Genomic DNA, 13471 nt, shown 5'->3' on the forward strand with positions numbered 1-13471 from the left:
CATTCTAAAACAAAGTCTATTTTTTATTCTTTTTTTTAGCTGATAAGCATCTTGATATAGCGTATTATGCTGTTACTTTGTGATTTCTCAGTACTGATGCAAGTTATTTTCTGCTATATTCCGCGGTTGTTACGCAACTGAATGTTTTTTAGTTAAAAACTTTTTATACAGTGATGGGTTTCACATTTATTCCACTTGTGCGGAAAAACGTGTAAAATAACAGCAAATTAACGTAGAAAGTATGCTTCCTATATAAAAATAGGTTCAATTAAGCATATTCCTTTCCTGTCAATTAAACGGTAAAAATCCTTGTCAATTCAAAACTTAAGAAATATCGCCATCATCGCTCACGTTGACCATGGCAAGACAACACTGGTTGGTAAATTATTGCAGCAATCGGGCACCTTCGGTGAACGTGAGACTGTCGATGAGCGTGTTATGGACTCCAATGACTTGGAGAAAGAGCGTGGTATTACCATCCTTGCTAAAAACACCGCTATCCAATGGAATGGTTATCACATCAATATCGTAGACACCCCAGGCCACGCCGATTTTGGTGGCGAAGTTGAGCGTGTTATGTCTATGGTTGACTGCGTTCTACTGGTGGTTGATGCGATGGACGGCCCAATGCCGCAAACTCGCTTCGTAACGCAAAAAGCGTTCGACCACGGTTTACGTCCAATTGTTGTTATCAACAAAGTTGACCGCCCAGGCGCACGTCCTGATTGGGTTGTTGACCAAGTATTCGACTTATTCGTTAACTTAGGTGCGACGGATGAGCAACTTGATTTCCCTATCGTTTACGCATCTGCATTGAACGGTATTGCAGGTCTTGACCACACTGAAATGGCTGAAGACATGACTCCACTGTACGAAGCTATCGTGGAACACGTTGAGCCACCAAAAGTTGATCTGGAAGGTCCTTTCCAGATGCAAGTTTCCCAATTAGATTACAACAGCTACTTAGGTGTTATCGGTATTGGTCGTATTAAACGTGGTGTTGTTAAGCCTAACCAACAAGTGACTGTGATTGATAGCGAAGGTAAAACTCGCAACGGTAAAATTGGTAAAGTTCTGACTCACTTAGGTTTAGAGCGTATCGATTCTCAACAAGCTGAAGCAGGTGACATTGTTGCTCTGACTGGTTTGGGTGAACTGAACATCTCTGACACTATCTGTAACGTAGGTAATGTTGAAGCGCTGCCTGCATTGGCGGTTGATGAGCCAACAGTTAGTATGTTCTATTGTGTTAACACCTCACCATTCTGCGGTAAAGAAGGTAAATATGTGACTTCTCGTCAGATCCTTGACCGTCTGAATAAAGAGCTGGTTCATAACGTTGCATTGCGCGTTGAAGAAACTCAAGATCCAGATGCATTCCGTGTTTCTGGTCGTGGTGAGCTGCACTTATCTGTTCTGATCGAAAACATGCGTCGTGAAGGTTTCGAATTGGCGGTTTCTCGTCCTAAAGTCATCTTCCGTGAAGTTGATGGTCGTAAACAAGAGCCATTTGAACAAGTTACCTTAGACGTTGAAGAACAACATCAAGGTGACGTCATGAAAGCGTTAGGTGAGCGTAAAGGTGACCTGCGTGACATGATGCCAGATGGTAAAGGCCGTGTGCGTCTTGACTATATCATTCCAAGCCGTGGCTTGATTGGCTTCCGTACTGAGTTCATGACCATGACTTCAGGTACTGGTCTACTGTACTCAACATTCAGCCATTATGATGATGTTCGCCCAGGTGAAATTGGTGGCCGTCAAAACGGCGTGTTGATTTCAAACGGTCAAGGTAAAGCGGTTGCTTATGCTCTGTACAGCCTGCAAGATCGCGGTAAGTTGTTCTTAGGCCATGGTGCTGAAGTGTATGAAGGCCAAATCATCGGTATTCACTCACGTTCAAATGACCTGACAGTGAACTGCTTAACAGGTAAAAAACTGACTAACATGCGTGCATCAGGTACTGATGAAGCAACAACGTTGTCACCACCAATCAAAATGACTCTGGAACAAGCGCTAGAGTTTATTGATGATGACGAATTAGTTGAAGTGACTCCGCAGTCAATCCGTCTGCGTAAGCGTCACCTGACAGAGAACGATCGCCGTCGTGCAAGCCGTTCAAAAGAAGATTAATTTCAATTAATTGCTATTATTGAAAAAGCGCCCATTATGAAATGGGCGCTTTTTTTATTTACATCATTAATGTATTCATTATGAATTGATCAATGGATAAACCCCTGGCCCTATTGGCAATCCTGCATAGTACCAACCGATTAGCAGTAAGATCCAAACAGCAAAGAACACCAGTGGATAAGGTAAAATCAATGTGTAATAAGTGCCTAGTTGCGCATTTTTATAATATCGCTGTAGGAACCCTAAAAATAGAGGTAAGAAAGGTGACATAGGGGCTAATGGCAATACGGCTGAGTCGGCAATACGGAAAACAATCTGTGCGAATGCTGGATGGAAGCCTAACAGGACAAACATGGGCACAAATATTGGCGCTAGAATTGACCAAATAGCTGATCCGCTGGCGATAAACATACATAAAAAAGCAGATAAGAACATTAGGCCAATAAAGGCTGGCACCCCTGTCATACCTAGATTTTCAAGCAAATCAGTTAAACCAATTGCCATAAACTTGCCCATATTGCTCCAATTGAAAAAGGCAACAAATTGGGACAATGGAAACACCATTACAATAAAACCCGCCATGCTTTTCATTGGGTCGACCAATAAATCAGGCACATCATTAGGCTTTTTGATTTGTTTCGTGGAAATACCATAAGTAATGGATACCACAAAAAAGAAAATAATAATGACGGGAACGATCCCTTTGATAAATGGGGATGGGATCACTGAACCGGTTTGTGGGTCACGCAGTGGAGCACCTTCAGGTACCACCATTAAAGCAACAATTGCAATAAATATCAGTGCAGACAGCCCACTCATTAGCAGCCCGCGATTTTGCTGTGGTGTGAGTGTTTCTAAGCGATCGTGAGAAGTGCCTTCCCATGCAGGTAGTCGTGGTTCAATAAATTTGTCAGTGAGAATGGCACCAGCAATCGTCAAAACAATCACCGATGTGGCCATAAAGTACCAGTTATCGATAACGCTGACATGCATATTAGGGTCAATCATCATTGCAGCTTCAGTGCTGATCCCTGAAAGTAACACATCGGTGGTGACAATAAGCAAGTTTGCTGTAAAACCAGAAGCAACACCTGCAATGGCTGCCAGTAGCCCTGCAACAGGATGACGACCAACCGCGATAAAAATCAGAGCACCTAAAGGTGGCATTACCACAAGTGCGGCATCGGATGAAATATGGCTGAAAAAAGCGATAAATAACACCATATAGCTGGCGTAGCGCTTATTAATACCAGAAGCCATTTTATACATTAAAGCTTGTAGCAAACCGACTTTTTCTGCTAGTCCGGCACCAATCACTAATGCCAATATCGCGCCGAGTGGGGCAAAGCCACTAAAATTTTTGACGATATTGGGTAAGATCCATTGTATCCCTTCGACACTTAAAAGATTTTTGACGCTAACTAATTCACCATTAGCTGGGTTTTTTACTGATAAGTCAAACCAAGAAAGTACAGCGGTAGCGACCATTAAGATTGCGAGTAGATAAACGAATAGAATAAAAGGGTTAGGTATCTTATTACCAACACGTTCTATCCAACGAAAAATAGCACCTGGACTTTTATTCATTGACGTTGCAGTTTGGTTCATGATGTTATTCCTATGTGTTTGTAATTATTGTTATTTTTTTATAATGGCTGGCGGTTGTGATTGTAGTTGATCCGCCAGCGCAGTATTACTGCAATTTTGAAGGTTTTATATCGGGTGGGATAGGGCACTGATAAGGTTGCTGTTCACGTTGATGTTGAAATTCTTTTTTTGCTTCAGCCAGTAAAGTTGGGGTGGTTAATAACTCAACTGCGGTGGCAGACATAATTTTCCCTGCCAATAGCATTCCTTTATGAGCGATAGAGGTTCTTCCTTGAGCGACTAACTGCCATGTATGCAATGGCGTGCCAAACGCAAAACAAGGGCTAAAACATTGTGCTGTTGGCGTTACCCAGCTCACATCGCCAACGTCTGTTGAGCCATACATCAGCTCTTTGGATTCAACATAAGGCAATACTGTATCGGTAAGTGCCTTGTTAGCTTGCTGCTCGCCCCAAATCACACCTTGTTCTCCCCCGCTACGTGCTGCATTTAATTTAGCGTTCCGTAGATCGTCTTTGGTGAGTGTTGCATGAATTTTTTCAGCAAACTGTTGTTCTTGTTGACTATAGTGAGGAATACCATAATCCATAATGTGCTGGTACATGGCTTTTTCCATCGTACGATTAGGCACATAATTTGAGCAGGCTTTATCAAGACGGATGTCCAGTTTCGTGCCTGTCATTAGCGCTGCGCCTTTGGCGATATCAATCACGCGTTGATAGATATCTTGTGCTTGATCGAGTTGCGGAGCACGAACTAAATAGAGAACTTCAGCGTCGGCTTGAACGACATTTGGTGAAGCCCCACCCGTATTGGTTACGGCATAGTGAATACGTGCTTCTTGAATAATATGTTCACGTAAGAATTGGACGCCCACATTCATCAAACTGACAGCATCAAGGGCGCTTCGACCTAAATGTGGTGAGTTAGCAGCATGAGCTGCAATACCTTTGAAACGGAATGCGGTTTGGATGTTAGCTAGGGACTGCACATTGAAAACGCCGCTGAATGACTCGGGGTGCCATGTGACTGCGGCGTCAACGTCATCAAATAATCCCTCGCGTACCATGAAGGTTTTTCCTGAACCGCCTTCTTCCCCTGGGCAGCCATAAAAACGCACGGTACCTGATTGTGGGTTCGCTTTTAGCCAAGCTTTGGCTGCAAAAGCTGCCGCAAGCGCTGCGGTGCCTAATAAATTATGTCCACAACCATGACCATTACCATTTTCAATCACTGGATTGGGTTCATTACATGCCGAGTGCTGACTTAATCCTGCGAGTGCATCATATTCGCCAAGTAGTGCAATGATAGGAGTGCCTGAGCCAAAACTGGCAATAAAAGCGGTTTCAATATTGCCGACACCTCTTTCAACATGAAAGCCTTCTTGTTCGAGCGCATTTGCCAGTAATTCAGCCGAATAAGTTTCTTCAAAGCGTGTTTCTGGGTGATCCCAAATGGCATCACTTAGCTCAGTAAAACGTGATTGGTGTTGCTCGATATAGTGATCAATAAAGGATACGAATGCGTTACTCATGACTTTTTACCTCCGAATTCAGGTAATGAAAGCGCAATGGTTGCTAATGTCTTTACTGCTATAGCCAAAACGTTTTCATCAAAATCAAATCGTTCGTTGTGATGCCCTGCACTGAGCTCTGTACCAAAAATCATATAAGTTGCTTGCCCGCCGCGTGCTTTTACGCGTTCCATAAAATAGGTGGCATCTTCAGAGCCGGCAGCTTGAGGGCGGTCGTGAACCACAGAGGTCAATTCAGGGATGCTGTTTTCGGCGAGTTGAGCGATAAAATCGACCCATTGTGGGCTTGGGTGACTACTTTGTGCCGCACCCATTAGTTTGATATTAAATTCAACATCTTGCATTTTGGCAGCACCTTCGATGATATTAAGCGCTTTTTGGTACATAAACTCGTTAATTTCATTGGTTTCGCCTCGCGTTTCCACTTTCATTAATGCTTGAGCAGCGATCACATTGCGGCCAATACCTGCATTGAGGACGCCGACGTTAATACGTGAGCTGCCTTCACTATGACGGGGGATACCATATAATCCAAGCGTTGCCTGCGCTGCGGCGATCAATGCATTTTTACCATCTTCAGGTTTTGCGCCTGAATGCGCAGCTGTGCCATGGTAGGTGACATCAAACTTACTGGTTGCAAGAAAGCTTTTACTACCACACACCAATTCTCCTTGAGGAACACCTGTACCAATATGTATTGCTACAAAGAAATCGACATCATCGACAACGCCCGCAGTTGTCATGGATTTAGCACCACGGGTGCCTTCTTCAGCGGGTTGGAAAATAATTTTGATACGGCCGGAGAGTTGGGATTGATACTGTTTCAAAATATGCGCTAATCCGAGGCCAATGGCAGTATGTCCATCATGGCCGCAAGCGTGCATCATGTGTGAATTACAAGATGAAAAACCTTCTGCATGAGGGCGATGTTGAGCGGTCAGCTCTTCATTGAGGTCTAATGCATCCATATCAACGCGAAATGCCAGTGTTGGCCCCGGTTTTCCAGTTTCTAAAGTGGCAACAATACCTGTGAAGCCACCTGAAAAGTGGGGTAACCACTCAATGATGGCGCCTTGTTCAATGGCGCGTTTTTCTTGCAATGCCAATTGATCTGCTGGTGGTAGCCCCATGCGGTCGTTTGCATTGATCACTTCTTTACCCAGTTGTAATTGATAACCCAAGCGATTGAGTTCATCAGCAACTATTGTTGCAGTGCGGAATTCAAACCAACCAGATTCTGCATATTGATGGAAATCACGTCGCCAAGTTTGTAATTGATGTGTGATGGCATCGATAGCGTTGTTTAAGTTATTTACCATAATAAGTTTCTTTTTAGTTATCACGAAAAAAGGAGTGATTAGGTATAAATACCCAATACTATTTACAGTTAATAAAATTAAATTTTATTGAATGTTTATAAATTAATTTAATTATTGGTATTTCATTATTTTAATAATTAAAAAATCTTTAATAAAAACGAGTGTTAATTATTTGTTACTATTGTTTATTGACTGTACACAATCAAAATAGGCGGAAAAAGATACAATTATCTTTGCCTATATAACTAATAGTTATCAGGAGCAAACATGGCTCTGCCAATAAAACTAAATCAATTAAAGGCATTTGTTGAAGTTAGCCGCCATGGCAGCATCAGGGCTGCAAGTCGTTTTTTACATCTATCTCAGCCAGCACTAACCAAATCTATTCGGGAGCTAGAGGGATCATTAGGGGCAAAATTATTTATTCGTAGCAATCAGGGGATTTATCTTACGGATTGTGGTGAAAGCTTTTTACGACGCGCGAGTATCATTCTTGAAGAGCTACGTGTAGGCCAAGAAGAGATCCAACAACGTCTCGGCTTATCGGGTGGGACAATTAATATTGGTGTAGCAGGAAGCATTGCACGCTCAATAATGCCAAAGGTCATTATTCAATTTCATCGTGATTTCCCTAATATTAAAGTCCGTATTATGGAGGGACAGCTATTAACTATGTTACCTCAATTGCGCCAAGGTGAATTAGACTTTACGGTTAATACCTATTACCCCGGTAGCTTGGATGCAGAGCTTAATTTCGAGCGGTTGATGCAAAAAGAGTACAAGGTGATTATGCGCAAAGATCATCCGATGAATAGTGCGACATCATTAGAGCAGCTTATTGACTGTGATTGGACCATGCCAACACCTAAAGGAACATACTATAAACAGCTATCTGATGTGTTTTCCATGATGGATAAGCCAATGAGCTTCAGCGTGACTTGTGAAACATTGATAGGTTGTATGAGTTTGGTCGCACAGAGTGATTTTTTGACTATCGTGTCGGTCGATACCATTGATGACCCATTGTTTGAGCAGCAATTTGTCGCACTTAACCTTACAGAAAAGTTACCTTATGCCACGTTTGCCTTGGTACAACGACGCGATCATACATTATCTCCCGCGGGGGAACATTTGGCGAGGCTGTTTCGTTTATATTGTCGCGATGCATGACCATTAATAAAAAAAACCACCAATAATCTGCAATTAGGGCTGTTCAGCTGTATGAATAATGATTAAAGTGAATTTAGTTAATAACAACGAGGAAACGGTATGCTGTATATTTTCGATATGGGTAATGTGATTATTGATATCGACTTTAATCGTGTATTTGATAAATGGTCTGAGCTAAGTGGCACGCCATCTGCACAAATCAAATCACGGTTTACTTTTGGGAATGTCTTCCAACAACATGAGTGTGGTAAGATTTCAGATATCGAATTTGCTGAGCTACTTTGCGAAGAGCTCGATATTACACTCAGTTTTGAAGAATTTGCTGAAGGCTGGCACGCGATCTTTATGTCAGTAAGACCTGAGGTCATCGATATTATGGAACGCCTGCGTGAGCAAGGGCATCGTGTAGTGGTGTTATCGAATACCAATCGCTTGCATCTTGATTATTGGCCTGAGCACTACCCTGAAATTGCAGCTTCCTCTGATTTTCTTTATCTGTCTCAAGATTTGGGCATGCGTAAGCCTGATCCAGAAATTTATAAATATGTTCTGGAATCCGAAGAGTTTGATGCTGCTGACGCCGTATTCTTTGATGATGTTGAAGCGAATATTCAAGCTGCAGAAGCACTCGGTATTAAAGGCGTTCACGTTGTAAATAAAGACACTGTGCCTGAATACTTCCGTACTTACGACTTCAGTGCTGAAGTCGAGTAATTGAGCCGTATCACAGTGGAGTAACATAAATCGTTACTCCATTTTTTTGACAGAGCTACCATGATCGCATTAATACAGAGAGTCACTCACGCAGCGGTTGCTGTCGATGAGCAAATTGTTGGTCAAATCAATTCTGGGTTATTAGTTCTACTTGGCGTTGAAAAAGATGACGATGAACAAAAAGCGAAACGGTTGTGTGAAAAAGTACTTGGCTATCGAATTTTTAGTGATGAACAGGGAAAAATGAACCTGAATGTTCAACAGGCAGGTGGCAGTTTACTTGTTGTCTCCCAATTTACATTAGCGGCAGATACCAAAAAGGGCATGAGACCCAGTTTTTCTGGGGGGGCTGAACCTATACGGGCCGATCAACTGTATCAATACTTTGTTGAGCAAAGCCGCCAACAAGGTGTTATCACTGAAACTGGGCTATTTGCCGCAGATATGCAAGTCAGTCTAACCAATGACGGTCCAGTGACTTTCTGGTTACAAGTCTAATTTGATGATTAAGGGGGAGACTATGTACCATCTGCGTGCACCTAAAGATGATGCTGAATTTGACGCTTATTACCAGTTTCGCTGGGAGATGTTACGTAAACCTTTTAATCAGCCCTTTGGTTCTGAAAAAGACGGCTATGACTTAACGGCTCACCACCAAATGGTGGTTGATGACAAAAATCGTATCTTAGCGATTGGTCGCTTATACATTAACGCCGACAATGAAGGCGCTATTCGTTTTCTAGCTGTTAACCCTGTTATGCAAGGCAAAGGGCTAGGTAAGTTAATTTTAATGGCGCTAGAATCGATTGCACGCCAAGAAAGCGTTAAGCGAATCGTTTCTAGCGTTCGTGAAGAAGCAGTTCCTTTCTTTAACAAAATTGGTTTTGAAAGTCGTGGCCTGATCGCGGGGGAATTGAAAACCCCTGTTCGCCATTATTTAATGATCAAACCGATCGAGACTCTTGATCAAATTCTTCATCGTCCAGATTGGTGTGGTGAATTACAACAAGCTTGGTACAAATACATACCATTGAGTGAAAAAATGGGAGTACGTGTTGAGCAATATACCGGTAAAAAATTTATTACCACGATGCCTGAGGCGGGTAATCAAAACCCTCATGAAACAATTTTTGCAGGTAGCCAGTTCTCCATTGCTACGCTAACTGGTTGGGGGCTGATCTGGCTATTAATGCAAGAGCACCAATTAGGTGGTGATATTGTTTTAGTGGACGCTAGCATCCGTTATAGCAAGCCTGTGAGCGGTAGGCCAACGGCAGTGGCTGATATGTCTCATATGAGCGGTGATCTGGATCGCCTTGCGAGAGGTAGTAAGGCTAGGGTCAAACTAGAAGTGATGGTCAGTGGTGCAAACAATGAGGTAGGTGCTGTATTTAGCGGTGTCTACATGGTATTGCCGGTCGAAAACCCAATAAAAGCGATATAATGGTATAGCCTTTAAAGAAAAAGCAGGCCAGTGATCACACTGGCCTCAGACCGCAGACAAACGTATTTTGTTTGTCTGCGGTCGTTAAGGTTTTTGAAATAAAGGAGGAAAATCAATTTATTGATTTTCGGCTGATAACACGGAGCGGGAAAACCACGCTTTTATCCCGCTTCGTCAACAACCTCAGGCCAGTGATCACACTGGCCTACCGTATTTTTACTGGGTGATCAGCGCGGGGATCTGTTCACTAGAAGGTAAATGATTTTCAGGTATCGGCTGTGACTCTACTGGCGGTGCATCACTTTCAACAGACGATGTGACTACCCCATTCACGACTGTTCGATACATTTGTTTGCCTTGTAGTGGAATAGCGACTAGCTCACCATTAAGGCTTTTTGTTACCGATGGCGCTAATAGATCACCTTGCAATGTAGTGTCAAAATCACCAATCACTTGAGGTGGGAAGCCTTGCCAGCCCCATTGATTCAATGTAGAGAGGTCGACATTGGTGCCCGAAGCTCGTAGTAAGAAAGGCACTTTTTGTGGTGATTGCTTGACTAATAACCCTAATTTTACTATCCCTCTATCGGTACTGGCTGTTAATGACGCGGCAGCAGAAGACTGCCCACTTTGGCGTAAATCCATATAAGGCCGACGCACCATAACTTGATTGATCGTACTACTGTCTGCATTAAATGAGGCTTTACCGCTCCAAACTCCCCATTGCTTTTGCTTAATTAGGCTCACATTTTCGATATTGCCGCTAAGTGCAGTAAATTCAAATGGAAAGCTTGAATCGATATTCATTAATAAAGATTGGGATAGGGTGAACTGCTTAATCGTTAACCCTGATAACCATTCAGGCGATGGCTGGCTGAAAAAGCTTAGCCATGTTTCAGGCAAGGTATACAAAATACCTGCGAGTTTTCCGTCATTGATGGTTAAGGTTCTATCGTTACGCTGCCATGAACCGCTAAGGTTAAATACACCTTTGTAGTAATAACCTGAAAGTTTTTCAATGTTTAGGTTATCACCTTGAATATTGATATCGCCAATCAAGGTATCGAGTTGTTGGTCATTAATCACCAATTGATTGACGCTAAAGTTGATGTGGCTTTCAGGGCTACTCCAACTTCCTCTAACCCAATCAATATGGTTTATCTCAGTATTGAGCCCAGAAGCTGCCCAATCCTTACCTTGCAGATCAACATTAGTGAGTGCGACTTTTTTTAGTGAAATAGTACGGTCACTATCAATTGCTTCACGTAATGAAGCAAAAGGGATGCTATTTTGCCAGCCCACTTTATCCATTACTAATGAATCAACAGTGATAGATCCATCGGCTAATTTTTTCCCTGAGCCTTTGATATAGCCATTATTTAAATAGCCGCTAGCATCAGTAAACTCAGTGAAGTTTTCTTGTAGTTTGCCAGTGATGGCGACATTCTTAAGTGGTAAATCGTTGATATTTAATTGCTTGGTTGTAAATCGGAAATCACCATAACCAAAAGGATGTTGAGTGCTTGGGTTCCATGGTGTGATCCCCCCTGTAAACCCAGACACTTGGATCTTGTTAGTACCTTGATTCAATTGAATGCTGCTATTTTCAAATTGCAAAATATTGGCACTTAAAGGAATGGATGCGGATGACTCTGAGGTTGTGGCAATTAAATTGCCTTGCGTGATCACTAAGCGACGAATTGCAGTGCCACTAAATAGATTACGCCAATTGACTTCGACAACGATTTGTTTTGCATCTAATGCAACATCTTGATTGCGCGAAGTGAGTTTGACATCTTGAAAAATAAATTCACCTGCATTGGAAAATTCATGACCCATGATCCCAACATCAATATCATAATTGGTGAATTTACTTAAAAATTGGCTGGCATAGGATGCGCCCCAGCGCGTTTGCAACCCTGCATAAGTGATAATTATCACTAATAATAATAGCAGTATAAGTGTTGTGATGAGCTTGGTTAACCACCTCATAGTTTATCTGCCTCTCCTTCTATAAGTTATCGGGATAGCATACAGAATAACCGCCAGTGTATACAACTCTGGCGGCGAACAAGGGATTATTTTTCGTGAGGGAAAATCAAATTTAGAACGATTGCGGTTAAACCACCAGCTGCGATGCCTGAAGAAAATAGGGTTTTCAGCCAGTCAGGGGCAAATTGTAGGATCAGTGGCTGCTGTGAAACACCCATACCAACAGCTAGTGATAATGCAATAATCATAATCGCACGACGGTTTAGTGGTTCGCGAGAGACAATACGCACACCAGACGCAGCAATAGTACCAAACATTACAATCGTTGCTCCGCCAAGTACAGGCTCAGGAATTTGTTGCACGAAACCTGCTACCGCAGGGAACAAGCCAAGTAAAACTAACATCAATGCAACGATATAGCCCACGTAACGGCTAGCCACCCCAGTGAGCTGAATAACGCCATTGTTTTGACCAAAACAGGAGTTCGGGAAGGTATTGAACACCGCAGAAACCATAGAGTTCAAACCGTTTGCTAATACGCCACCTTTAATACGTTTCATGTAGATTGGGCCACGTACAGGTTGCTCAGAAACATCGGAGGTTGCCGTGATATCACCAATAGTTTCTAAAGAAGTGACCATAAAAATCAACATCAACGGTATTAGCAGGTTCCAATCAAAAGATAGACCATAATAGAAAGGCTCAGGTATGGTCACCATGGATTGCTCTGCATCGCTTGGCTGTGAGGTAGGTAGCATATCCATCCACCAAGCCGCAAGATAGCCAACTGCCATGGCAATCACTAAGGAAGCAACGCGTAAGTAAGGATTTTTCTGGCGGTTGAGTAAAATAATAACGGCTAACACTATGCCCGCAAGGATCAAATAATCAGGGGAGCCAAAGGTGTTATCAGCAATGGCACTATGACCGCCACCAATAGAGGTTAAACCTACTTGGATCAGTGATAGACCGATGATCATCACGACTACGCCTGAAACCAATGGGGTGATCACACGACGCGCTAAATGCAAAAAGCGAGAGAGAACCACTTCCGTCAGTGCAGCAACCAGCAAAGTGCCAAACAACGCCGCCATCATTGATGGAATATCCGCGCCCCCTTGTTTTAGTGCAACACCCCCCATGATTAAAGGTGCAACAAAGTTGAAACTGGTGCCTTGGATTGATAGGAGCCCCGAACCGATAGGTCCCCAAGCGCGAATTTGAATCAGAGAGGCAATACCAGAAGCAAACAATGACATGCTAATAATGCGTTGAGTGTCATGAGCCGGCAGCCCTAGTGATTGGCAAATCAGCATGGCGGGGGTAATCACCGCGACAAACATAGCAAGAAGGTGCTGACCGGCAGCAAACAGGGCTTGCGGTAGTGGTGGCCTATCTTCTAAGCGATAAATGAGTTCACTTTTTGCCGCTACTTCAGCAGCAGATTTTTCGGATGCTTCGGGGGTCATTTGTTATTTCTCAGCCAACAAAAAAAGCATTGTAAAGCGACAAATTTAAAAAGCAATCGTTTGCGCAAAAAATATTTATCTATATATG

The 13471-nt window shown here is 42.8% G+C and carries 10 protein-coding genes; 5 read left to right on the forward strand and 5 right to left on the reverse strand.

The window, feature by feature from the left end; genetic code table 11:
* The first annotated feature begins 309 nt into the window (after window positions 1–309).
* Window positions 310–2133, forward strand: coding sequence for a ribosome-dependent GTPase TypA (gene typA / locus AC3Z9T_RS18480; protein WP_490127560.1), 1824 nt, complete (start codon window positions 310–312; stop codon window positions 2131–2133).
* A gap of 78 nt (window positions 2134–2211) precedes the next feature.
* On the opposite strand, the gene abgT is transcribed toward typA, so the two are convergent.
* The 3 genes from abgT to AC3Z9T_RS18495 form a co-directional block, all read right to left on the reverse strand.
* The gene (gene abgT / locus AC3Z9T_RS18485) at window positions 2212–3741 is read right to left on the reverse strand and encodes a p-aminobenzoyl-glutamate transporter (RefSeq protein WP_490127561.1); all 1530 of its coding nucleotides are present in this window, start codon (window positions 3739–3741) and stop codon (window positions 2212–2214) included.
* Window positions 3742–3826: 85 nt separating this feature from the next.
* Entirely contained in the window at window positions 3827–5275 is a 1449-nt protein-coding gene (locus AC3Z9T_RS18490; RefSeq protein WP_490127562.1) for a M20 family metallopeptidase, read from the reverse strand.
* Window positions 5272–6594 (reverse strand): M20 family metallo-hydrolase, encoded by a 1323-nt coding sequence (locus tag AC3Z9T_RS18495; protein WP_490127563.1) that lies wholly within the window; start codon window positions 6592–6594, stop codon window positions 5272–5274. The genes AC3Z9T_RS18490 and AC3Z9T_RS18495 overlap by 4 nt, the downstream gene beginning before the upstream one ends.
* 267 nt (window positions 6595–6861) lie before the next feature.
* On the opposite strand from AC3Z9T_RS18495, the gene AC3Z9T_RS18500 reads away from it, so the two are divergent.
* The 4 genes from AC3Z9T_RS18500 (at window position 6862) to fabY (ending at window position 9922) form a co-directional block, all read left to right on the forward strand.
* The gene (locus AC3Z9T_RS18500; RefSeq protein ID WP_490127564.1) at window positions 6862–7764 is read left to right on the forward strand and encodes a LysR family transcriptional regulator; all 903 of its coding nucleotides are present in this window, start codon (window positions 6862–6864) and stop codon (window positions 7762–7764) included.
* Between the two features lie 99 nt (window positions 7765–7863).
* On the forward strand, window positions 7864–8478 hold the full coding sequence (gene yihX / locus AC3Z9T_RS18505; RefSeq protein ID WP_490127565.1) for a glucose-1-phosphatase: 615 nt from the start codon (window positions 7864–7866) through the stop codon (window positions 8476–8478).
* Window positions 8479–8538: 60 nt separating this feature from the next.
* The gene (dtd, locus tag AC3Z9T_RS18510; protein WP_490127566.1) at window positions 8539–8976 is read left to right on the forward strand and encodes a D-aminoacyl-tRNA deacylase; all 438 of its coding nucleotides are present in this window, start codon (window positions 8539–8541) and stop codon (window positions 8974–8976) included.
* 22 nt (window positions 8977–8998) lie between these two features.
* Window positions 8999–9922 carry a fatty acid biosynthesis protein FabY gene (gene fabY / locus AC3Z9T_RS18515; protein ID WP_490127567.1) on the forward strand — a complete coding sequence of 308 codons (924 nt, stop codon included), beginning with the start codon at window positions 8999–9001 and terminating at the stop codon, window positions 9920–9922.
* A gap of 216 nt (window positions 9923–10138) precedes the next feature.
* Here fabY and AC3Z9T_RS18520 read toward each other — a convergent pair whose 3' ends face one another.
* Together AC3Z9T_RS18520 and AC3Z9T_RS18525 are read right to left on the reverse strand one after the other, a co-directional pair.
* Window positions 10139–11914, reverse strand: a complete 1776-nt coding sequence (locus AC3Z9T_RS18520; RefSeq protein ID WP_490127568.1) for an AsmA family protein — start codon at window positions 11912–11914, stop codon at window positions 10139–10141.
* 86 nt (window positions 11915–12000) lie between these two features.
* Entirely contained in the window at window positions 12001–13383 is a 1383-nt protein-coding gene (locus AC3Z9T_RS18525) for a uracil-xanthine permease family protein (protein WP_490127569.1), read from the reverse strand.
* Window positions 13384–13471 lie beyond the last annotated feature (88 nt).

The sequence above is a fragment of the Providencia sp. 6390 genome, from assembly GCF_058148425.1.